At 53.4% G+C, this 21245-nt stretch carries 21 protein-coding genes and 2 pseudogenes; 15 read left to right on the top strand and 8 right to left on the bottom strand.

The genetic code is table 11. The features are described 5' to 3' along the window. Positions 1–62 precede the first annotated feature (62 nt). The 4 genes from GA0061070_RS14510 (at position 63) to GA0061070_RS14495 (ending at position 2943) form a co-directional block, all read left to right on the top strand. Entirely contained in the window at positions 63–431 is a 369-nt protein-coding gene (locus GA0061070_RS14510; protein ID WP_090121813.1) for a diacylglycerol kinase, read from the top strand. Positions 432–539: 108 nt separating this feature from the next. Continuing rightward, complete coding sequence (gene lexA / locus GA0061070_RS14505; RefSeq protein ID WP_007372425.1) at positions 540–1154, top strand: transcriptional repressor LexA; 615 nt, start codon at positions 540–542, stop codon at positions 1152–1154. 77 nt (positions 1155–1231) lie between these two features. Then, positions 1232–2566, top strand: a complete 1335-nt coding sequence (gene dinF, locus GA0061070_RS14500; RefSeq protein ID WP_090136785.1) for an MATE family efflux transporter DinF — start codon at positions 1232–1234, stop codon at positions 2564–2566. Positions 2567–2733: 167 nt separating this feature from the next. Beyond that, positions 2734–2943, top strand: a complete 210-nt coding sequence (locus tag GA0061070_RS14495; protein ID WP_007372427.1) for a CsbD family protein — start codon at positions 2734–2736, stop codon at positions 2941–2943. A 110-nt stretch (positions 2944–3053) separates the two neighbouring features. On the opposite strand, the gene zur is transcribed toward GA0061070_RS14495, so the two are convergent. Further along, a complete protein-coding gene (gene zur / locus GA0061070_RS14490) occupies positions 3054–3569 on the bottom strand; it encodes a zinc uptake transcriptional repressor Zur (RefSeq protein WP_090136784.1) in 516 nt (171 codons plus the stop codon). Positions 3570–3851: 282 nt separating this feature from the next. On the opposite strand from zur, the gene GA0061070_RS14485 reads away from it, so the two are divergent. Next, positions 3852–5168: a conjugal transfer protein TraF gene (locus GA0061070_RS14485; protein ID WP_090136783.1), complete on the top strand. Its 1317-nt coding sequence runs from the start codon at positions 3852–3854 to the stop codon at positions 5166–5168. 51 nt (positions 5169–5219) lie between these two features. On the opposite strand, the pseudogene GA0061070_RS14480 reads toward GA0061070_RS14485, so the two are convergent. Then, positions 5220–5455, bottom strand: a pseudogene (locus GA0061070_RS14480) (cysteine hydrolase family protein); the annotation flags it as partial. A 236-nt stretch (positions 5456–5691) separates the two neighbouring features. Between GA0061070_RS14480 and dusA the strand changes: the two are divergent. Then, positions 5692–6711, top strand: coding sequence for a tRNA dihydrouridine(20/20a) synthase DusA (gene dusA / locus GA0061070_RS14475; RefSeq protein ID WP_090136782.1), 1020 nt, complete (start codon positions 5692–5694; stop codon positions 6709–6711). Between the two features lie 134 nt (positions 6712–6845). Continuing rightward, a complete protein-coding gene (gene pspG, locus GA0061070_RS14470) occupies positions 6846–7088 on the top strand; it encodes an envelope stress response protein PspG (RefSeq protein ID WP_090136781.1) in 243 nt (80 codons plus the stop codon). Between the two features lie 189 nt (positions 7089–7277). On the opposite strand, the gene GA0061070_RS14465 is transcribed toward pspG, so the two are convergent. Then, complete coding sequence (locus GA0061070_RS14465) at positions 7278–8261, bottom strand: quinone oxidoreductase (RefSeq protein ID WP_090136780.1); 984 nt, start codon at positions 8259–8261, stop codon at positions 7278–7280. Between the two features lie 59 nt (positions 8262–8320). Here GA0061070_RS14465 and dnaB point away from each other — a divergent pair, with 59 nt between their 5' ends. The 6 genes from dnaB to GA0061070_RS14435 all read left to right on the top strand — a co-directional run bounded on the left by dnaB (position 8321) and on the right by GA0061070_RS14435 (position 13998). Then, positions 8321–9727, top strand: a complete 1407-nt coding sequence (gene dnaB / locus GA0061070_RS14460) for a replicative DNA helicase (protein ID WP_090136779.1) — start codon at positions 8321–8323, stop codon at positions 9725–9727. Between the two features lie 131 nt (positions 9728–9858). Further along, positions 9859–10938 carry an alanine racemase gene (alr, locus tag GA0061070_RS14455; protein ID WP_090136778.1) on the top strand — a complete coding sequence of 360 codons (1080 nt, stop codon included), beginning with the start codon at positions 9859–9861 and terminating at the stop codon, positions 10936–10938. Positions 10939–11043: 105 nt separating this feature from the next. Continuing rightward, a complete protein-coding gene (gene tyrB, locus GA0061070_RS14450) occupies positions 11044–12237 on the top strand; it encodes an aromatic amino acid transaminase (protein WP_090136777.1) in 1194 nt (397 codons plus the stop codon). 193 nt (positions 12238–12430) lie between these two features. After that, a complete protein-coding gene (aphA, locus tag GA0061070_RS14445; RefSeq protein WP_090136776.1) occupies positions 12431–13141 on the top strand; it encodes an acid phosphatase AphA in 711 nt (236 codons plus the stop codon). A gap of 69 nt (positions 13142–13210) precedes the next feature. Further along, positions 13211–13627, top strand: coding sequence for a secondary thiamine-phosphate synthase enzyme YjbQ (locus tag GA0061070_RS14440; RefSeq protein ID WP_090136775.1), 417 nt, complete (start codon positions 13211–13213; stop codon positions 13625–13627). Positions 13628–13629: 2 nt separating this feature from the next. Continuing rightward, positions 13630–13998 (top strand): MmcQ/YjbR family DNA-binding protein, encoded by a 369-nt coding sequence (locus tag GA0061070_RS14435; protein ID WP_090136774.1) that lies wholly within the window; start codon positions 13630–13632, stop codon positions 13996–13998. Positions 13999–14001: 3 nt separating this feature from the next. Here the strand turns inward: GA0061070_RS14435 and uvrA are convergent, their stop codons facing one another. Further along, the gene (gene uvrA, locus GA0061070_RS14430) at positions 14002–16827 is read right to left on the bottom strand and encodes an excinuclease ABC subunit UvrA (protein ID WP_090136773.1); all 2826 of its coding nucleotides are present in this window, start codon (positions 16825–16827) and stop codon (positions 14002–14004) included. Positions 16828–17091: 264 nt separating this feature from the next. Between uvrA and ssb1 the strand changes: the two genes are divergently transcribed. Beyond that, entirely contained in the window at positions 17092–17616 is a 525-nt protein-coding gene (ssb1, locus tag GA0061070_RS14425; RefSeq protein ID WP_043955685.1) for a single-stranded DNA-binding protein SSB1, read from the top strand. Positions 17617–17677: 61 nt separating this feature from the next. Here ssb1 and GA0061070_RS14420 read toward each other — a convergent pair whose 3' ends face one another. The 4 genes from GA0061070_RS14420 to GA0061070_RS14405 all read right to left on the bottom strand — a co-directional run bounded on the left by GA0061070_RS14420 (position 17678) and on the right by GA0061070_RS14405 (position 20626). Beyond that, complete coding sequence (locus GA0061070_RS14420) at positions 17678–18220, bottom strand: chorismate mutase (protein WP_090136819.1); 543 nt, start codon at positions 18218–18220, stop codon at positions 17678–17680. 167 nt (positions 18221–18387) lie between these two features. Further along, entirely contained in the window at positions 18388–19161 is a 774-nt protein-coding gene (locus GA0061070_RS14415) for an amino acid ABC transporter substrate-binding protein (RefSeq protein WP_090136818.1), read from the bottom strand. 24 nt (positions 19162–19185) lie between these two features. After that, positions 19186–19953, bottom strand: a complete 768-nt coding sequence (locus GA0061070_RS14410; RefSeq protein WP_090136772.1) for an amino acid ABC transporter ATP-binding protein — start codon at positions 19951–19953, stop codon at positions 19186–19188. Further along, the gene (locus GA0061070_RS14405; RefSeq protein ID WP_208598176.1) at positions 19931–20626 is read right to left on the bottom strand and encodes an amino acid ABC transporter permease; all 696 of its coding nucleotides are present in this window, start codon (positions 20624–20626) and stop codon (positions 19931–19933) included. Before GA0061070_RS14405 ends, GA0061070_RS14410 begins: the two co-directional genes overlap by 23 nt. A gap of 391 nt (positions 20627–21017) precedes the next feature. Between GA0061070_RS14405 and GA0061070_RS14400 the strand changes: the two are divergent. After that, positions 21018–21245: pseudogene (locus tag GA0061070_RS14400) on the top strand (IS110 family transposase); the annotation flags it as partial.

The raw sequence follows: 21245 nt of genomic DNA, 5'->3' as shown, positions 1-21245 counted from the left end.
TCTGTTGTACCTCAGTACGCGGATGTAGACATTGACGTTTATTACACAAAAAGGTTCTTTTCATGGCCAATAATACCACCGGGATTACCCGAATCATTAAAGCAGCAGGTTACTCATGGAAGGGTGTTCGCGCTGCATGGATCAATGAAGCCGCGTTCCGTCAGGAGCTGGTAGCCGTTGTTTTAGCTATCATTATTGCTTGTTGGCTGGACATTGACACGGTCACACGGGTATTGCTGATTAGCTCGGTGTCGCTAGTAATGATTGTTGAAATCCTGAATAGTGCAATTGAAGCTGTCGTAGACCGAATTGGTTCCGAATTTCATGAACTTTCCGGTCGGGCGAAGGATATGGGATCGGCGGCAGTGCTAATGTCGATCCTGCTGGCGCTGTTTATCTGGATGTCACTTCTCTGGTCGCATTTTCGATAACACTTCCCAAAATCGATAACGCCCTGGTTTTTTGATTAAATTTGGTTCCAAAATCGCCTTTGACTGTATATACTCACAGCATAACTGTATATACACCCAGGGGGCGGGATGAAAGCATTAACGGCCAGGCAGCAAGAGGTGTTCGATCTTATCCGTGATCGTATCACCCAAACCGGTATGCCACCAACGCGTGCGGAAATCGCACAGCAATTGGGGTTCCGTTCCCCAAATGCGGCTGAAGAACACCTGAAAGCGCTTGCGCGCAAAGGGGTTATCGAAATCGTCTCCGGCGCATCGCGTGGTCTGCGTCTGCTGCTGGAAGAAGAAGAGGATATCGGTTTACCGCTGATTGGTCGCGTTGCTGCGGGTGAACCGCTGCTGGCGCAACAGCATATCGAAGGTCACTACCAGGTCGATCCCGATCTCTTTAAACCTCACGCGGATTTCCTGCTGCGCGTCAGTGGTATGTCGATGAAAGACATCGGTATTATGGACGGCGATCTGCTCGCAGTGCATAAAACACAGGACGTGCGTAACGGGCAGGTGGTCGTCGCACGTATTGATGATGAAGTTACCGTGAAGCGTCTGAAAAAACAGGGTAACACGGTCGAACTGCTGCCGGAAAACAGCGAGTTTTCTCCGATCGTCGTCGATCTGCGCGATCAAAACTTCACCATTGAAGGGCTGGCGGTTGGCGTCATCCGTAATGGTACATGGCTATAACGCCTGTTCTTTTCGCAGCGGCACAGAGCAACGTGGCGCTGCGTAATACGCTTTTCTCCCGTTGATTCGACACTGCCATGCCGTTGCTGAACGCAACTGACAGAGCACTGTGGCGGCTTGCGCTGCCCATGATCTTCTCCAATATCACTGTTCCGTTACTGGGGCTGGTGGATACCGCTGTGGTTGGGCACCTGGATAGTCCTGTTTACCTCGGCGGTGTGGCGATCGGCGCGACGGCAACCAGCTTTTTGTTTATGCTGCTGCTGTTTTTGCGGATGAGCACAACCGGTCTTACGGCGCAGGCGTATGGCGCGAAAAATTCACCTGCACTGGCGCGCGCGTTAGTACAACCGCTTTTACTGGCACTGTCGGCAGGGGTGTTAATTATGCTGCTGCGTACGCCACTCATCGATCTGGCGCTGCACGTTACCGGCGGGAGCGAAGCTGTGCTGGAGCAGGCGCGGCGCTTTCTCAGTATCCGTTGGCTGAGTGCGCCAGCATCTTTGGGAAATCTGGTATTGCTCGGCTGGTTGCTGGGCGTGCAGTATGCCCGTGCTCCGGTGATCCTGCTGGTGGTGGGGAATCTCCTCAACATTATGCTCGACCTGTGGCTGGTGATGGGCCTGCATATGAATGTGCAAGGGGCAGCGCTCGCCACCGTTGTGGCTGAGTATGCGACTTTCGTCCTTGGCCTGTTGATGGCGCGCCGTGTGTTGGTGGTGCGCGGTATCACCTTGCCAACGCTGAAAAATGCCTGGCGAGGCGGTATGCGGCGCTTATTAGCACTTAACCGCGATATCATGCTGCGCTCGCTACTTTTGCAGCTCTGCTTTGGCTCAATCACCGTGCTGGGCGCGCGTCTCGGCGGTGAGACGGTCGCTGCCAACGCGGTGCTGATGATGTTTCTCACATTTACAGCGTATGCGCTAGATGGTTTTGCTTACGCGGTCGAAGCGCACTCCGGGCAGGCTTACGGCGCACGCGATGGTAGCCAATTGATGGACGTCTGGAGAGCGGCGTGCCGCCAGGCCGGGCTGGTGGCGCTGTTCTTTGCTGCGATTTATGCGCTGGCAGGTAACAACATTATTGCCTTGCTGACTTCGCTTCCTGCCCTGCAGACGCTCGCCGGGCATTACCTGTTCTGGCAGGTGATTCTGCCGCTGGTGGGGGTGTGGTGCTACTTGCTGGATGGTATGTTTGTCGGCGCCACACGTGCTACGGAGATGCGTAACAGTATGGCGATAGCCGCTGCCGGGTTCGCTGCCACACTGCTGACGGTTCCTGTGCTGGGCAATCACGGTTTATGGCTGTCGCTGACTGTCTTTCTCGCCCTGCGCGGGCTTACTCTTGCCTGGCTGTGGCGTCGTCACTGGCGTAACGGTAGCTGGTTTTCCGACGCGAATCCTTCCTGATGTTGCCCGGTTTTTTTTGTTGGTTTCCTCGTCTCGCTTATGCTCTTTTTAATCATCGTGACGGTTAAAGATTCCGAATAAAAATAGATTTCCGGAATCCCTGACTAAAATAATCATTAAGTTCAGCAGAACGAGTACATATTTAACCGAACGATAAGGAGTCAACGATGAATAAAGACGAAGTCGGCGGTAACTGGAAACAGTTCAAAGGCACTGTTAAAGAAAAATGGGGCAAACTGACCGATGATGATATGACCATCATCGAAGGTAAACGTGACCAACTCGTGGGTAAAATCCAGGAACGTTACGGTTATGCCAAAGATCAGGCGGAGAAAGAAGTTACAGATTGGGAAACACGTAACGACTACCGCTGGTAGCCTGCACATCCCCTCAATGTGCTAACCCTTTACAGGCTACCCTGCCCGAAGGTACAAGGATGTACCATCCTCCAGCTGTTTTATCTACCGTCTCGCTAAAACAAAACCGATTAACGTGGCTTTTTCTTCACCTGAACGGTGTGGTCATGGTGGCAATGGTCGTGATGACGGCAGGATTCCACTTCGACACAGTCTGCACATAAACCGTGAGCTTCAATCACATTATGCCGCAGGGCAAAGCCCATCTTTGCCGCTAACGCATGCATAATATCTTCCACGCCTTCCGCCTGCTCTTCTTTTACCGAACCACAGCGATCGCAGATAAACATCGCAGAAGTGTGCGTAGGCTGATCAAAAAGGTGGCATAACACGTAGCTATTTGTTGATTCGACTTTATGTACGAACCCCTGTTCCAGTAGGAAATCAAGAGCGCGGTACACCGTTGGCGGCTTGGCCTGCGGTTCGCTTTCACGCAGCAGATCGAGCAGATCGTATGCGCTGATGGCGCTTTGTTGCAGGCTGAGTAATCTCAACACTTCAAGACGCTGGGGAGTCAGGCGCACGTTGCGCTGCACGCACAGCTTTTCAGCCTGCGCTAACATCTCTTGCGTAGTGGTCTTATCCATAGGCGCTCTCCGGTTGGGGAAATACAAGCCATACACTTTATCATGTCCTGTCGAAAAGGCCGAGATCGTGGCCAGTAATCTCCACTTACCCGGATCGCTTCCCGAAATGGATTCCGTCATCTATAAATAGTGAGGGTCATCACTTAAAACAATAATGTTCCGGTACTTACGGGTATTCCGGCAATTTAGCTCCATTTTCTTACGTTATTCACAGCAATAGTGCATTCCTGTTTGTGTGAATACTTACAGGCTCAAAACTCATCTGGCTACGAGACGCATACTGTGGATAAAAAACGTAAACTTTCGCTGGTCGCGATCGCTGTCTCCTTTTTTGTGGCGAATCAGGCAGGGGCAGCCAATACCTGGGCAGAAGCACGTAATGATGCAATGGGGGGAACGGGCGTTGCGTCCGCAAACTATGGCAGTGGGCCATTAATCAACCCGGCATTGTTAGCAAAAGCAAAACCCGAGGATGATGTTACCGTCATCCTGCCGAGTGTACAGGCACAAATTAGCGACAAAGATAACCTGCGTGACGAGATCGACAATATTAATAACAAAATCAATGGCTACAAAGACGTTGTCGATAACCTCACTGCTGCGGAAATTATTGCTAATCCGCTCGGTACGGTAAGGCAATTTCAGGGCGCTGCAGGCGATTTGGCGAACGAGCTGGAGTTTCTAAGAGGAAAAACAGCGCAGGCCAAAGCCGCCGCCGGTATCGCGGTAAGCATTCCCAACGATGTCCTTTCCGTGGCGTTTGTGACGAAAGCTTACGCTCGTGCGCGCGTTACGTCGGCAATCGATCAGCAGGACATTAATTACCTGCGCAGCATTGAGAACAGCACCGCCGTCGCCGCAGGTGAAGCGCTGAATGCGGTGATATCGCCGAATGGCAGCAACGAAATCACCAAAAACCTCAACTCAACCGCTTCAGGCCGAGCGGCTATCGTCTCTGATTACGGGATTGCAATGGCTCGCCAGTTTGATGTCGGCGGCGTACCGTTATCCATTGGCGTGACGCCAAAATTACAGAAAACCTGGGTCTACAACTACACGGCGTCGATTTATGACTATAAAAGTAGTGACTGGAACAGCAGCCGCTACCGTACCGACGATACCGGCTTCAACGTGGATGTCGGCCTGGCAGCGGATTTCGGCGAGAATGTGACGGTCGGTTTGACCGGTACCAACCTGATTTCCCGGGATATTGATACCAAAGACATTCGTATCCGTAACGGCAGAACGGGCGATGTGGTGAGTTACAAAGATACTTACCAGATTAGTCCGGTCGTGACGGCGGGTGCGGCATGGCATAACGACCTGCTGACGTTGAGCGCCGACGGTGATTTAACCGAGACTAAAGGCTTTAAGAGCGAGAAAAATTCCCAGTATGTCGGCGTGGGTGCGGAGGTTCGCCCATTGAGCTGGCTGGCGGTGCGTGCCGGTTACCGCGCGGATGTCAAAGGGAATGATAAAAACGTCTTTACCGGCGGTGTCGGATTTGCGCCGTTTAACCGCGTGCATATCGATCTGATGGGCCTGGTGGGTGAAAATGAAACCTGGGGCGCCGGGGCACAGCTTAGTGTGACTTTCTGATGAGTAACCGGAGGCATTGGCATTATGCCTCCGGTTTTATTTTGGCGCATATTTGCCGGTGGCGTTGCCGGCCTTAATAAAAGTTTCGTTATCCCAGGCGTTTATGTTACCCGGAAAGACAGTATAAGGTGCATCCGGAAACTGCGCATTTAAGTTCCGCTACCAGCGGGCCATTCGCTCCGCTTTCAAAAACTTGTGGTCAATATCGTGAGTAATTAAAAATAGTTGGCGAGATCGCTTAACGCCAGCACATCATTTTTATCAAGACGAACATACGGTTTAGACACAATTAACGCCCTGTTCCAGTTGACAATAGCGGCTGGCCATTGAGTTAAGTCTCTTTGTGGATTAGAAAAAAAGCAGGAAGGGAACCTCGTTTCAACAAGGTGAAAAATGCCCCCTCCAGCGCCTTACAGCGAATGTGATACAATAGGAAATCTTATTGTCTTATTGCTTTCGCTCACCGGCGGAATGGCGGTGAGAGCACCTCTTTTTCTGGAAATCAAAGCACGGTAATTCTGAAATGACTAACGCCAGCCAAACCAGCGTAATGCCTGTAAATTCTGACAATCACTGGTATGGGCGATTCAGCGTCGCTCCGATGCTCGACTGGACGGACAGACATTGCCGCTACTTCCTGCGTTTACTGTCGCGCCAGACGCTGCTCTACACCGAAATGGTGACGACGGGGGCCATTATTCACGGCAAAGGCGATTATCTGGCGTACAGCGAGGAAGAACATCCGCTGTCGCTGCAACTGGGTGGCAGCGATCCGGCACAGCTTGCGCACTGTGCGAAGCTTGCGCAAGCACGCGGTTACGATGAGATCAACCTTAATGTCGGTTGCCCGTCGGATCGCGTGCAGAACGGCCGTTTTGGTGCCTGCCTGATGGGCGAAGCACAACTGGTAGCGGATTGTGTTAAAGCAATGCGGGACGTAGTTTCTATTCCGGTGACGGTGAAAACCCGTATTGGCATCGACGATCAGGATAGCTACGAATTCCTCTGTGATTTTATTGGTACCGTTGCCGGTAAAGGCGAGTGTGAAAGCTTCACCATTCATGCCCGTAAAGCCTGGCTCTCTGGCCTGAGTCCAAAAGAGAACCGCGAAATCCCACCGCTGGATTACCCGCGTGTTTACCAGCTTAAACGCGATTTCCCGTACCTGAAGATGGCGATCAATGGCGGCATAAAATCGCTGGAAGAGGCCAGGGCCCATTTGCAGCATATGGATGGGGTTATGGTCGGGCGCGAAGCCTATCAGAATCCGGGAATTCTGGCCGCTGTTGATAGGGAGATTTACGGTGTCGATGTTGCGGATACCGATCCTGTCGCCGTGGTTCGCGCGATGTATCCCTATATTGAGCGCGAACTGAGCCACGGCGCTTATCTTGGTCATATCACGCGTCATATGCTCGGGTTATTCCAGGGCGTGCCGGGCGCGCGTCAGTGGCGTCGTTATCTGAGTGAAAATGCGCACAAAGCGGGCGCTGATATCGCGGTAGTGGAACATGCGCTAAATCTGGTGGCATCGAAGCGTTAAAGTTTCACCAAAAGATGGTCAAATTCACTAAACCCTACACAGCATTGTAGGGTTTTTTATTATTAAATCAGTAGGTTATTTTTGGCATGTTTCTTGTAATACAAAAAAGTATTACTGATTCCCAGGAGAAGATCATGCTGGAACTACTGTTTATTATTGGCTTTTTTGTCATGTTACTGGTGACCGGCATTTCACTGCTCGGCATTATCGCCGCGCTGCTGGTTGCCACCGCAGTTATGTTTTTAGGCGGGCTTTTTGCTTTGATGCTCAAACTGTTGCCCTGGCTGCTGCTGGCCGTGGCGGTAGTCTGGGTTATTCGTACCATCAAAGAGCCGAATGTTCCCCGTTACCAACGCAATAACCGCTGGCGTTACTAAAGTATTGAGTGGTGCATCACAACCCTGACACATTTCCAGTAGCATTGCTTAGAACCGAATAGGATTTAGATATTAAATCTGTCACTATCGTGGCGTTAACGAATTCATCGCGCTGTACCCTACAATGCAGCCGAACTAAAAAAAGAAAGGGCTTCCTGCGGGAAGCCCTAATTCTTTCAGCGGCTTACCTTACGGGATCAGCAAGCTTGAGCCTTGCGTTGCGCGGCTCTCCAGTGCTTCATGCGCCCGTTGCGCATCTTTCAGCGCGAACTTCTGGTTGTCGGCCACATCCACTTTAATCACTCCGCTGGCGATCAGCGAGAACAGCTCATTGCTGGCTTCCTTTAGCTCTTCACGGGTGGTGATATAGCCACTCAGAGAAGGGCGGGTCGCATAAAGGGAGCCTTTCTGGTTAAGAATGCCCAGGTTCACGCCCGTGACCGGCCCGGAGGAATTGCCGAAGCTGACCATCAACCCACGACGATGCAGGCAGTCGAGGGAAATTTCCCAGGTATCTTTACCCACCGAGTCATACACCACGCTGACCTTTTTACCATCAGTCAGCGCCTTAACGCGTTCAACCACATTCTCTTCGCTATAGTTGATCACCTGCCAGGCACCAGCTTGCAATGCACGCTGCGCTTTCTGCGTCGAACCTACGGTGCCGATAAGCTTCGCACCCAGCGCTTTTGCCCACTGGCAGGCAATCAGTCCGACGCCGCCAGCCGCAGCGTGGAATAAAAATACCTCGTTGGGTTTGATGTCATAGGTTTTACGCAGTAGATAGAACACCGTCAGCCCCTTCAGAAACGAGGCAGCGGCTTGTTCAAAGGAGATCGCGTTTGGCAGGACGGCCACTTTGTCTGCCAGAACGTTATGCACCGAACTGTAAGCGCCGAGCCCGGATTGCGCATATACCACGCGATCGCCGACCTTAATATGTGTGACTTTACTACCCACTTTACTTACCACGCCTGCGGCTTCAGTGCCCAGCCCGCTTGGCAGCGAGGGCGGCGGGTATAAGCCGCTACGAATGTAGGTATCGATATAGTTAATGCCAATGGCTTTATTTTCCACCTGCACCTCGTTTTCTGCCGGAGCTGCGGGGGTAAATTCCACCGCGCTGAGCACGTCGGGGCCGCCATGCTTGTGAAATTCTATTCGTGTCGCCATGCTTCCTCCTGATGTGATAATCTTTCGAACCATTCATAACCCGGATAGCTCCATTCACTATGGCAGGAAATAAACCCTTCAACAAACAGACTGAAACCCCTGACAGACAGGTCGAGGGGATGAAAGTGCCTCCACATTCCATCGAAGCGGAGCAGTCGGTGTTGGGCGGTTTAATGCTGGATAATGAGCGCTGGGACGACGTCGCCGAGCGCGTCGTGTCCGAAGACTTTTATACCCGTCCGCACCGCCATATTTTTACCGAGATGCATCGCTTGCAGGAGATGGGGAAACCTATCGACCTGATCACCCTGGCTGAGTCGCTGGAACTGCAAGGGCAACTGGATATTGTCGGCGGCTTTGCCTATCTGGCGGAGTTATCGAAAAATACGCCAAGTGCGGCAAATATCAGCGCTTACGCCGATATCGTGCGTGAACGTGCCGTCGTTCGCGAGATGATCGCAGTAGCTAATGAAATCGCCAATGCCGGTTTCGATCCGCAGGGGCGAACCAGCGAAGATCTGCTCGACCTGGCGGAATCGCGGGTATTTAAGATTGCCGAAAGCCGCGCCAATAAAGACGAAGGCCCCAAAAATATCGCCGATGTGCTTGAGGCAACTGTCTCGCGCATCGAGCAGCTTTTCCAGCAGCCGCATGATGGCGTCACGGGCGTGAACACCGGCTATGAAGATCTCAATAAAAAGACGGCAGGTTTGCAGCCGTCAGATCTGATTATTGTTGCGGCCCGTCCGTCGATGGGTAAAACAACATTTGCAATGAACCTCGTCGAAAATGCGGCGATGTTGCAGGATAAACCGGTTCTTATCTTCAGTCTGGAGATGCCATCAGAACAGATTATGATGCGTTCTCTGGCGTCGCTGTCGCGCGTGGACCAGACGCGCATTCGTACCGGCCAGCTTGACGATGAAGACTGGGCGCGCATTTCCGGCACCATGGGGATCCTGCTGGAAAAACGTAATATCTATATTGATGACTCCTCCGGCCTGACGCCGACAGAAGTGCGTTCGCGCTCGCGGCGTATTGCCCGCGAGCACGGTGGGATAGGTCTTATTATGATCGACTACCTTCAGTTGATGCGCGTGCCGTCGCTTTCCGACAACCGTACGCTGGAGATCGCCGAAATTTCCCGCTCGCTGAAAGCGCTGGCAAAAGAGTTGCAAGTGCCAGTGGTGGCGCTGTCGCAGCTTAACCGCTCTCTGGAGCAGCGCGCCGATAAACGCCCGGTCAACTCCGACCTGCGTGAATCCGGTTCTATCGAACAGGATGCCGACTTAATCATGTTTATCTATCGTGACGAGGTTTATCACGAAAACAGCGATTTAAAAGGCATTGCAGAAATCATTATTGGTAAGCAGCGTAACGGGCCGATCGGTACGGTACGTCTGACCTTTAACGGGCAGTGGTCACGTTTTGATAATTATGCAGGGCCACAATACGACGATGAATAAATTTTCGTCATCCTTCGCGCCGCAGGTGCGTTGACGGCGACTGCTTACCCCGGTCACTTTTACTAAGCCTCCGGGGTTGTCGCTCTCCTGCAAGGCGAATGATTCAGAAAATTGTTTTTTTGAGGAAAAACATGCAAGCGGCAACCGTAGTAGTTAACCGCCGCGCTCTGCGACACAATCTGCAACGTCTGCGCGAGCTGGTCCCTGCCAGCCGACTGGTTGCAGTCGTGAAAGCGAACGCCTATGGACACGGTCTCGTGGAGACCGCGCGAACGCTCCCCGATGCCGACGCTTTTGGCGTTGCCCGTCTCGACGAAGCCCTGCAATTACGCGCAGGGGGAATCACACAACCGATTCTGTTGCTGGAAGGTTTTTTCGCCGCCAGCGATCTGCCCGTGCTGGCAGAACACCAGTTTGAAACGGTGATCCATAGCCCCTGGCAACTGGATGCGCTGGAAACGGCCACGCTGCCTGCGCCGATAACAGTATGGATGAAACTGGATACCGGCATGCACCGTCTTGGCGTACATCTCCATGAAGCCGGGGCGTTTTACGCGCGTCTCTCCAACTGCAAAAACGTTCGCCAGCCAGTGAATTTTGCCAGCCATTTTGCCCGCGCCGATGAGCCGGAGTGTGGTGTAACGGAACGGCAACTGAATATTTTTACCACCTTTACCGACGACAAACCGGGACTGCGTTCGATTGCCGCGTCTGGCGGCACCTTGCTGTGGCCACAGTCGCACTTTGACGCCGTGCGCCCCGGAATCATTCTTTATGGTGTTTCGCCGCTGGAGAACAGACCGTGGGGCGCGGATTTCGGTTTTCAGCCAGTGATGACATTGACGTCCACGCTGATTGCTGTGCGCGACCACAAATCAGGAGACGCAGTCGGTTACGGCGGTACCTGGGAAAGCGCGCGCGACACCCGTCTGGGCGTGGTAGCGATAGGGTATGGCGACGGTTATCCGCGCGCTGCGCCTTCCGGAACGCCTGTGCTGGTCAACGGACGCGAAGTGCCGATCGTGGGCCGCGTGGCAATGGACATGATTTGTGTCGATCTCGGCCCGGATGCACGTGATCGCGTCGGCGATAGCGTCGTGCTGTGGGGTGATGGTTTGCCTGTCGAGCGTATCGCCGCCATCACAAAAGTGAGTGCTTACGAACTTATTACGCGCCTGACCGCCAGGGCGTCGCTGAAGTACCTCGACTAAACGTTTTGCGCTTTCCTGCACGGGAAAGCGCTGACTCTCTCGATCTTCCCCGGCTTCCGGTTTATTGTGTTGGTCTTGCCGACTGTAAACCTGGAGAATACACGCGTGTTTCAAAAAGTTGACGCCTACGCTGGCGACCCTATTCTCTCGCTCATGGAGCGTTTTAAAGAAGATCCCAGAAGCGACAAAGTTAACCTCAGCATTGGGTTGTATTACAACGAAGATGGCATTATTCCGCGCCTGCAAGCGGTGGCTGAAGCCGAAACGCGCCTCAATGCGCAACCGCACGGCGCATCGCTCTATTTGCCGATGGAAGGGTTGAACAGCTACCGTCACGCCATCGCGCCGCTGCTGTTTGGCGCCGATCATCCGGTGCTGGCACAAAACCGCGTGGCAACTATCCAGACGCTGGGTGGTTCCGGCGCGCTAAAAGTCGGCGCGGATTTCCTGAAACGCTACTTCCCCAACTCCGGTGTCTGGGTCAGCGATCCGACCTGGGAAAACCACATCGCCATTTTTGAAGGTGCAGGATTCGAAGTAAGTACTTACCCCTGGTACGATGTTGAAAACAACGGCGTGCGTTTCCCGGCACTGCTGGAAAAACTGAATACCCTGCCGGAACAAAGCATTGTATTACTGCATCCGTGCTGCCATAACCCGACTGGCGCGGATCTGACTAACACCCAGTGGGACGAGGTGATTGGTGTGCTGAAAGCGCGCAATTTGATCCCCTTCCTCGACATCGCTTACCAGGGTTTCGGCGCGGGTATGGAAGAAGACGCTTACGCTATCCGCGCTATTGCCAGCGCCGGGATGCCTGCGCTGGTCAGCAACTCGTTTTCCAAAATTTTCTCCCTGTATGGCGAGCGTGTCGGCGGCCTTTCCGTGGTGTGTGAAGACAGCGAAGCCGCAGGCCGCGTGCTGGGACAACTGAAAGCCACTGTTCGTCGCAACTACTCCAGCCCGCCCAATTTTGGCGCGCAACTGGTGGCAACCGTGCTTGGTGACGCGGCGTTACGGGCGCTCTGGCTGAAGGAAGTGGAAACGATGCGTACGCGCATTCTGGCAATGCGCCAGCAACTGGTGCAGGTGCTGCGCGAAACCGTGCCAGGCGGGAATTTCGACTATCTGCTTAAGCAGCGCGGTATGTTCAGCTACACCGGCCTGAGAGCGGCGCAGGTCGATCGTCTGCGCGAGGAGTTTGGCATTTACCTGATTGCCAGCGGTCGCATGTGTGTTGCCGGTCTGAATAGCCGCAACGTGCAACGCGTGGCGCAAGCATTCGCCGCAGTCATGTAAGCAAGCGCTCACATTTAGTTTTCCCCGACCTTCCACTCACGGGCGGAAGGTCATTATTCTCGCGTTTTTTCTCATTATCCGCGTAACTCGCAGAAAATCCTTTGTTTCATACGTCACTGAGGTTAAGGTCGGATAACATTTCGACCATTCGCACCATTTATGAATATAACGAACTGATAATTTAGGGATAAATATGCGAACGATCATTCGTCTTTTCGGTGCCGCCTGTTTATGGCTGGCGTCAGGTAGCCTTGCGGTTTACGCCTCCACACCCTCTCCGATTGTGGATGGCACTAACGTTATCAAACTGGCCGAGCAGGCACCTGTACACTGGGTTTCCGTGGCACAAATTGAACGCTCTCTGGTGGAGCGCCCGCCAATGGCTGTCGGGTTTGATATCGACGATACGGTACTTTTCTCCAGCCCCGGTTTCTGGCGCGGCAAGAAAACCTGGTCTCCGGACAGTGATGATTACCTGCACAACCCGGCGTTCTGGGAAAAAATGAATAATGGCTGGGATGCATTCAGCATTCCCAAAGAGGTGGCGCGTCAATTAATTGCCATGCATGTGAAACGCGGCGACAGCATCTTTTTCATTACTGGCCGTAGCCAGACAAAAACGGAAACCGTGACAAAAACGTTGCAGGAGGATTTTCTGATCCCGGCCGCGAACATGAACCCGGTGATTTTTGCCGGTGACCAGCCTGGGCAGAACACCAAAACGCAATGGCTGAAGGAGAAGCAGATCCGCATTTTCTACGGTGACTCGGACTGCGATATCGCCGCCGCGCGTGCGAGCGAAGCCCGGCCAGTCCGCATTCTGCGGGCTGCGAATTCTACCTATAAGCCATTGCCGCAGGCAGGCGCTATGGGTGAAGAGGTGATTGTCGACTCGGAGTTTTAAGCGCCGGATTTGCCCTTTTGCCAATTTGCAGCACACTTAAAAACGGCCTCTTTGCAGAAGGAATAGTCGATGTGGTATCAACAGACGCTTACGCTTGGCGCGAAATCGCGCGGATTTCACCTGGTCACCGATGAAGTGCTGGCGCAAGTTCGTGAGTTTCCCCGCGTGCAGGTGGGCTTATTGCACCTGTTGTTGATGCACACCTCAGCTTCCCTCACCCTGAATGAAAATTGTGATCCCACGGTGCGCGACGATATGGAGCGCCACTTTTTAAATACAGTGCCGGACAATGCACCGTATAAGCACGACTACGAGGGGCCGGATGATATGCCCTCGCATATCAAATCCTCAACACTGGGTGTTTCACTGCTGCTGCCGATCAGGAATGGGCGCGTGCAGTTAGGAACGTGGCAGGGGATCTGGCTGGGAGAGCATCGTATCCACGGCGGGTCGCGCACGATTGTCGCGACGCTACAAGGGGAATAAAGATGACAATTTCGGAATTACTGCAATATTGCATGTCCAGACCTGGTGCGGAACAGAGTGTGCACAGCGACTGGAAAGCCACGCAAATCAAGGTCTCAGATGTGCTGTTTGCGATGGTGAAAGAGGTGGACGGTCGCCCGGCGGCGTCATTGAAAACCAGTCCGGAGCTGGCTGAATTGCTGCGTCAGCAGCATAAAGATGTGCGCCCAAGCCGCCATCTTAATAAAGCGCACTGGAGCACGGTATACCTCGACGGTTCACTGCCGGATTCGCAGATTTACTATCTGGTGGATGCCTCCTGGAAGCTGGCGATGGAGCTGATACCGGAGAATATCCGGCACCAGCTTTATGAAGGATCACCCCGCTCGTAGCCGCTACTTCAGCATCGGTTTAAGGAATCGCGCCGTGTGCGAGGCTTCGCATTCGGCGACGGTTTCCGGCGTACCGGCAACGAGGATTTCACCGCCGCCACTGCCGCCCTCCGGGCCGAGATCGACAATCCAGTCTGCTGTTTTAATCACGTCCAGGTTGTGCTCAATCACCACGATGGTATTACCCTGATCACGCAGTTGATGCAGCACATCCAGCAACTGCTGGATATCGGCAAAGTGCAGGCCGGTCGTCGGCTCATCAAGGATATAGAGCGTTTGCCCGGTTCCGCGTTTCGACAGTTCACGCGCCAGTTTCACACGCTGCGCCTCGCCACCGGAGAGCGTGGTGGCCGACTGCCCCAGGCGAATATAGGTCAACCCGACATCCATCAGCGTTTGTAACTTACGTGCCAGCGCCGGAACGGCATCAAAGAATTCACGGGCTTCTTCGATGGTCATATCCAGCACTTCATGGATGGTTTTGCCCTTGTATTTGATCTCCAGCGTTTCGCGATTATAGCGTTTGCCTTTGCACTGATCGCACGGCACATAAATATCCGGCAGGAAGTGCATCTCCACTTTGATAACGCCGTCGCCCTGACAGGCTTCGCAGCGGCCGCCACGCACGTTAAAGCTGAACCGTCCCGGCGTATAACCGCGCGAGCGTGATTCCGGCACTCCGGCGAATAGCTCGCGCACTGGCGTAAAGACGCCTGTGTAGGTTGCCGGGTTGGATCGTGGTGTACGGCCAATCGGGCTCTGGTCAATGTCGATCACCTTATCGAAATGTTCCAGCCCCTGAATATCGCGATACGACGCGGGTTCCGCGATGGTGGCGCCGTTGAGTTGGCGTTGAGCAATTGGGAACAGCGTATCGTTGATCAGCGTCGATTTCCCGGAACCGGAAACACCGGTGATACAGGTAAACAAACCCACCGGCAGTGTCAGGGTGACGTTTTTCAGGTTGTTGCCACGAGCGCCGGTCAGTTTGAGCATTTTTTCCGGATCGGCGCTCACGCGCTGTTTTGGCAGCTCGATTTTACGCTTGCCGCTCATGTACTGGCCGGTCAGTGATTCCGGCACCGCCATAATATCTTTGAGCGTCCCTTCAGCGACGACCTGGCCGCCGTGTACGCCCGCACCAGGACCGATATCAATCACGTGGTCGGCTGCGCGGATGGCATCTTCGTCATGTTCGACGACAATCACCGTATTCCCCAGGTTACGCAGGTGAATCAGCGTACCGAGCAGGCGCTCGTTATCGCGCTGGTGCAGACCGATGGACGGCTCATCCAGCACGTACATGACGCCCACCAGACCGGCGCCAATCTGGCTCGCCAGACGAATACGTTGCGCTTCGCCGCCAGAGAGGGTTTCCGCCGAGCGGGAAAGCGTCAGGTAGTTCAGGCCGACGTTAACGAGAAACTTCAGGCGATCGCCAATCTCTTTCAGCACTTTTTCGGCAATTTTCGCCCGCTGACCGGAAAGCTTCAGGTTATTGAAGAAGTCCATCGCATGGCCAATGCTCATGTCGGAGATGGTCGGCAGCGGCGTATTCTCAACGAACACATGGCGCGCTTCGCGACGCAGACGCGTTCCTTCACAGGAGGCGCACGGACGGTTGCTGATAAATTTCGCCAGCTCTTCGCGCACCGCGCTGGATTCCGTCTCTTTGTAGCGGCGCTCCATATTATGCAGCACACCTTCGAACGGATGACGACGCACGGAGGTGTCGCCACGATCGTTCATATATTTGAATTCAATGGATTCTTTACCGGAGCCGAACAGCACCACTTTTCGCACGCTATCGCTCAGGCTTTCCCATGGTGATTCCACATCGAATTTGTAGTGATCCGCCAGCGATTTCAGCATCTGGAAGTAGTAGAAATTACGGCGATCCCAGCCGCGGATTGCACCGCCAGCCAGCGACAGCTCCGGGTTCTGGATCACTCGGTCCGGGTCAAAATATTGTTGTACGCCGAGGCCGTCGCAGGTCGGGCATGCGCCTGCCGGGTTATTGAATGAGAACAGGCGTGGTTCCAGTTCGCGCATGCTGTAGCCGCAAATCGGGCAGGCAAAGTTAGCGGAGAACAGTAGCTCTTCCGCGTTGGTATCGTCCATATCGGCGACCACTGCTGTACCACCAGAGAGTTCCAGCGCGGTTTCAAATGATTCAGCCAGGCGCTGCGCCAGATCGCTGCGCACTTTAAAGCGGTCAATCACCACTTCAATGGTGTGTTTCTTTTGCAATTCCAGATTCGGCGGATCGGAAAGGTCACACACTTCGCCGTCGATACGCGCGCGGATATAACCCTGGCTTGCCAGATTTTCCAACGTTTTGGTGTGCTCGCCTTTACGCTCTTTAATCACCGGTGCCAGCAGCATCAGGCGCTTGCCTTCCGGCTGCGACAGTACGTTATCCACCATCTGGCTGACGGTTTGCGCCGCCAGCGGCACATCGTGATCCGGGCAGCGCGGCTCGCCGACGCGGGCGTAAAGCAGACGCAAATAGTCGTGGATCTCGGTAATTGTCCCGACGGTGGAACGCGGGTTGTGCGAGGTTGATTTCTGCTCAATCGAGATCGCCGGTGACAGACCTTCAATATGATCAACGTCCGGTTTTTCCATCAGCGATAAAAACTGACGGGCATAGGCGGAAAGCGATTCAACGTAGCGGCGCTGTCCTTCGGCATAAAGTGTGTCGAAAGCCAGTGAGGACTTACCAGAACCCGACAGCCCGGTAACGACAATCAGTTTGTCGCGCGGGATGACGAGGTTGATGTTTTTGAGATTATGGGTGCGGGCGCCCCGTACTTCTATCTTATCCAATCCATTCACCTTTTACCCGGAGGAACACGTTTTGCCCGGTGTGTTTGAAGGACAACCGGCGATCACAAACGGCTAATTATGACACAATTCGACCTGTTTGAATATACAGTATTGGAATGCAAATCATGATTCGGTGTGCAACAATGTGCGATTCGCGCGAAATCTTTGGAACATACTTCGACGCTATCAAAAGCCAACTTGGAAATGGTACACTCGCACGTTTACACTACTAAGAAACGTATTAACGTATCAGGAGACTTGAACATGGCCAGCAGAGGCGTAAACAAGGTGATTCTCGTCGGTAATCTGGGCCAGGACCCGGAAGTACGCTATATGCCGAGTGGTGGCGCAGTTGCCAACATTACGCTGGCTACTTCCGAATCCTGGCGTGACAAGCAGACCGGCGAAATGAAAGAGCAGACAGAATGGCATCGCGTTGTGCTGTTCGGCAAGCTGGCGGAAGTTGCTGGTGAGTATCTGCGTAAAGGCTCTCAGGTTTATATTGAAGGCCAGTTGCGCACCCGCAAATGGACCGATCAGTCCGGTCAGGAAAAATACACTACGGAAGTGGTGGTGAACGTAGGCGGCACCATGCAGATGCTGGGTGGCCGTCAGGGCGGCGGTGCACCGGCAGGTGGTGGCCAGCAGCAGGGCGGTTGGGGCCAGCCTCAGCAGCCGCAGGGCGGCAACCAGTTCAGCGGCGGCGCGCAGTCTCGTCCGCAGCAGTCTTCCGCTCCGGCACCGTCTAACGAACCGCCGATGGATTTCGACGACGACATCCCATTCTGAGTGCGCTTTTAGCGCGCGTTAATCAGAGCGGAAAAACCCTGTTTCGGCAGGGTTTTTTTACTTAATCTTTCAACGAAATCCCTTTTATTGTTTCCCAGATCTTATTCTTATCCTGCTCATGTAAATTCTTCTGCTGCACGGCGTGCATAAACGCCTTCCGGTCCTGTTCCGTCAGTGGTTGCCCAGACTTTAAGCGTGCTGCCACACTTTGCAGAATACGAGCGCTAAGTTGGCCGATTTGCGTCCGCACATCCTGAAGCGGGCGAGGTTGCCAGTCAGTTTCCGGTGCGGCCAGCCAGTCAGCGCGATAGCGGTACTGAATCGCCTTGGCGGCATCCATCTGCGCCTGAATAAATGGCCTAACGCTCTCGCCTTTTAATCCCAGCGAGTCAGCATCAGTAATGGTACTCTCCAGCACCTTATTCTCTTGCTGTAGATCTTCAATTGCCTGGTGATGCTGTGCTTTATAGCCAGCAACATCTTTCATCCAGGACAACCGTTCATTGATTAAATTGCCAATCGAAGGGCTTGAAACAGAAGTTGCCGTAGCAGAGAACGTTGCGGCAGCGAGAAGTAACACGACTGTATAGAGCTTGTACGGCATCATAAATCTCCGACGTCGATAAACAGGAAGCTTCTGGTGGCGTTTCTGTCCAGTTGACGAAACATTTCGCAGAAAGAGTAGTCGGCTCATTTTACAGCCATGTGATTATAAAAAAACCGTAAACCCGAGCCGGGATTACGGTTCTCTTTTACCGCTGGGTTAAAAAATTACTTCGACACGTCAGCACCAAAGTATTTCTGGGAAATACGTTCGTAGGTGCCGTCGGTCTTGATCTCTTCCAGCGCTTTATCAATCGCTGCTTTCAACTGCGGGTTGTTTTTGCGCAGCAGTACGCCGGATTTCTCCGCGTTGTCTTCCGTCGCAATGATTTTCACCGGCGCAGACGGCTTATGTTTTTTGAAGTCGAGGAACGACAGGTTATCGTTGATGGTAGCCTCTGCACGGCCCTGCGCCACCAGGTCGATAGACTGGTTAAAGCCGTCAGTCGGCACAATTTCCGCACCGTATTTACGCGCCATCTGTGCGTAGTTACTGGTCAGTGATTGGGCTGATTTTTTGCCTTTCAGATCCTCAAAACTTTTAATGCTGCCATTTTTGTCATTGACGATCAGTACCGCTTTAGACGCAATATACGGCTCGGAGAAGTCGAATTTCTTCTGACGTTCCGGCGTAATACCTACCTGGTTGATCACCACGTCATAACGGTTCGCGTCGATACCGGCTATCAGACCGTCCCATTTACCTTCAACGAACTGCGGGTTCACTTTCAGGCGTTTGGCGATTTCACGGCCAATTTCTACGTCAAAACCTTCCAGCGTGCCGGAAGCATTATGGAAAGTGAACGGCGGATAGGTGCCTTCAGTACCAATTTTCAGTACGCCAGCGGACTGAATCTTTGCCAAATCATCCTGCGCCAGCGCTGCGTGGGCAAAACCAAGCTGCATAATCCCGGCTACGACTAATGTTGCGAGTGCTTTCATCTGCATTACCCTATGTTGTTTTAATTAACTCGCCCCGGCTTCCGGGAGCGCTGTGCTTAGAGAGGCGATAAACTCCGCAGTACGGGGTTTCTTCGCATGTAAAAACAAATCGTTTGCTGAGCCGGACTCGACAATCTCCCCGGCCTCCAGAAACACCACCTGGCTGGCAATATTCGCCGCCAGACGCAAATCATGGGTCGCCATGATCATCGTGGTGCCTTCCAGCGCTAGCTGGCGCAGCACGGCCACCACTTCGCCGGAAAGCTCAGGATCGAGTGCGGAAGTGGGTTCATCGCACAGCAGAACCGCCGGTGAGGGGGCCAGCGCACGGGCAATCGCCACGCGCTGCTGTTGGCCGCCAGAGAGCGTATTCGGCAGGGCATCGCGTTTGTGCAGCATGCCGACTTTATTCAGCAGCTCTTCACCACGGCGGCGGGCGCGTTCGCGATCCCATTTATGCACTGTAATCAGCCCTTCGGTAATGTTGTCGAGGGCGGTCATATGCGGAAACAGGGCGAAGTTCTGAAACACCATGCCGGTCTGGCGGCTGATGCGGCGAATATCTTGCCCTTTGATCCGCGCGTCCGGCGTGAACGTGATGCGCTCTTTGCCGATGGTCAGTTCCCCTGACTGGGGAATTTCCAGCAAATTAATGCAGCGCAATAAGGTGCTTTTCCCGCTGCCTGAAGGGCCAATCAGCGTGGTTACCGTGCCTTCTTCAATCGTTAAATTGATGTTCTTCAGTACCCGGTTGCCGTCGAAACTTTTTTCAATTCTGGAGAGCGTTATCATTGACCTGGCCTTTTACTGTCGTACCCGCTAATTTCCGCTCCAGCTTCTCTTGCAAATGCGATAACACAGAACTGAAGAACAGATAAATAATCGCCGCTTCGCTGTACAGAATCAGCGGTTCATAGGTCACCGCCGCAATTTGCTGCGCGGCAAGAAACATCTCCGGTACGGTGATTACCGACGCCAGCGACGTGTCTTTTACCAGTGAAATAAAGGTGTTAGAGAGCGGCGGCACGGCGATGCGCGCGGCCTGCGGCAGAATAATACGACGCAGCGACTGCGCCCAGGTCATGCTGATGGAATGGGCGGCTTCCCATTGCCCTTTCGGCACGGCCAGCAGCGTTGCCCTGATCACTTCGGAGGTATACGCGCCAATATTGACGGTAAAGCCAATTACCGCCGCAGGGAAGGCATCAATAGTGATCCCGGCGCTCGGCAATGCGTAGAAAATCAAAAATAGCTGCACCAGCAGCGGCGTGCCGCGAATCAGCCAGACGTAAAACCGCACCACCGGCTTTAAAAAAGCCGGGCCGTACAGACGCAAAAGCGCAACCACAAATCCGAGCGACAACCCGAGAATAAAAGAGATCAGCGTTAAGGGAATGGTGAATTTCAGCCCTGCGGAAAGCATCGGCCAGAAAGAATCAATCGCTAAGGGTAACCATGTTGGCACTGCACACCTTCCGAACGGAGCATCTTGCCAGAAATTGCTGGCGGAAAATTTATTAGCCCGGCTTAATTATTTGTGGGCTGGATTAGTGCGAATTATATTCTTTGCGCCGTGTGCGAAAACAAATATATACGAATAACGTTATACGAAAAAAAGCTAAGCCATTCCTTTTTGATACAAGCCCGCTATTGGTACCTGTCGTTTTATTGCACCATTTGCGTGAAATTTTGCCATCCGCCTATGCTTCGGGTACCGGTAGCGGCTGGGATATGGCCCGGGACAACGTTGCCAGGTAATGGTATTACGCCCCCGATTGTCGGGGGCTAATGAGATGGTCACCCCCACCCTGTGAGCGGTACGCTGGCAGGGTGTTTTTCTTTCAGGAGAGGCCATCATGGAAAACGTTGCGCTTATTGGTATCGATCTCGGTAAACACTCTTTTCATATTCACTGCCAGGATAAGTCTGGCAAGGCGCTTTTGCGTAAGAAATTTACTCGCACGAAGTTAATGCAGTTTCTGGCAACATGTCCATCCGCAGTTGTTGTTATGGAAGCCTGTGCCGGTGCGCATTTTATGGCACGGCGTATCAGCGATATTGGTCATGAAGCGAAACTTATCTCT

The organism is Kosakonia oryziphila (assembly GCF_900094795.1).
Classification (GTDB): domain Bacteria; phylum Pseudomonadota; class Gammaproteobacteria; order Enterobacterales; family Enterobacteriaceae; genus Kosakonia; species Kosakonia oryziphila.
Note: the sequence above shows the minus strand (reverse complement) of the source record. Positions and strands in the feature narration are given on the sequence as shown.

Excerpts from the sequence above, each read along its gene's own strand:
- GA0061070_RS14410 (WP_090136772.1), bottom strand. The coding sequence starts at position 19,953 with ATGATAACGCTCTCCAGAATTGAAAAAAGTTTCGACGGCAACCGGGTA.
- dinF (WP_090136785.1), top strand. The coding sequence starts at position 1,232 with ATGCCGTTGCTGAACGCAACTGACAGAGCACTGTGGCGGCTTGCGCTG.
- alr (WP_090136778.1), top strand. The coding sequence starts at position 9,859 with ATGCAAGCGGCAACCGTAGTAGTTAACCGCCGCGCTCTGCGACACAAT.
- ssb1 (WP_043955685.1), top strand. The coding sequence starts at position 17,092 with ATGGCCAGCAGAGGCGTAAACAAGGTGATTCTCGTCGGTAATCTGGGC.
- pspG (WP_090136781.1), top strand. The coding sequence starts at position 6,846 with ATGCTGGAACTACTGTTTATTATTGGCTTTTTTGTCATGTTACTGGTG.
- GA0061070_RS14440 (WP_090136775.1), top strand. The coding sequence starts at position 13,211 with ATGTGGTATCAACAGACGCTTACGCTTGGCGCGAAATCGCGCGGATTT.
- GA0061070_RS14465 (WP_090136780.1), bottom strand. The coding sequence starts at position 8,261 with ATGGCGACACGAATAGAATTTCACAAGCATGGCGGCCCCGACGTGCTC.
- GA0061070_RS14510 (WP_090121813.1), top strand. The coding sequence starts at position 63 with ATGGCCAATAATACCACCGGGATTACCCGAATCATTAAAGCAGCAGGT.
- GA0061070_RS14415 (WP_090136818.1), bottom strand. The coding sequence starts at position 19,161 with ATGAAAGCACTCGCAACATTAGTCGTAGCCGGGATTATGCAGCTTGGT.
- lexA (WP_007372425.1), top strand. The coding sequence starts at position 540 with ATGAAAGCATTAACGGCCAGGCAGCAAGAGGTGTTCGATCTTATCCGT.
- dusA (WP_090136782.1), top strand. The coding sequence starts at position 5,692 with ATGACTAACGCCAGCCAAACCAGCGTAATGCCTGTAAATTCTGACAAT.
- zur (WP_090136784.1), bottom strand. The coding sequence starts at position 3,569 with ATGGATAAGACCACTACGCAAGAGATGTTAGCGCAGGCTGAAAAGCTG.
- dnaB (WP_090136779.1), top strand. The coding sequence starts at position 8,321 with ATGGCAGGAAATAAACCCTTCAACAAACAGACTGAAACCCCTGACAGA.
- GA0061070_RS14435 (WP_090136774.1), top strand. The coding sequence starts at position 13,630 with ATGACAATTTCGGAATTACTGCAATATTGCATGTCCAGACCTGGTGCG.
- aphA (WP_090136776.1), top strand. The coding sequence starts at position 12,431 with ATGCGAACGATCATTCGTCTTTTCGGTGCCGCCTGTTTATGGCTGGCG.
- GA0061070_RS14495 (WP_007372427.1), top strand. The coding sequence starts at position 2,734 with ATGAATAAAGACGAAGTCGGCGGTAACTGGAAACAGTTCAAAGGCACT.
- GA0061070_RS14420 (WP_090136819.1), bottom strand. The coding sequence starts at position 18,220 with ATGCCGTACAAGCTCTATACAGTCGTGTTACTTCTCGCTGCCGCAACG.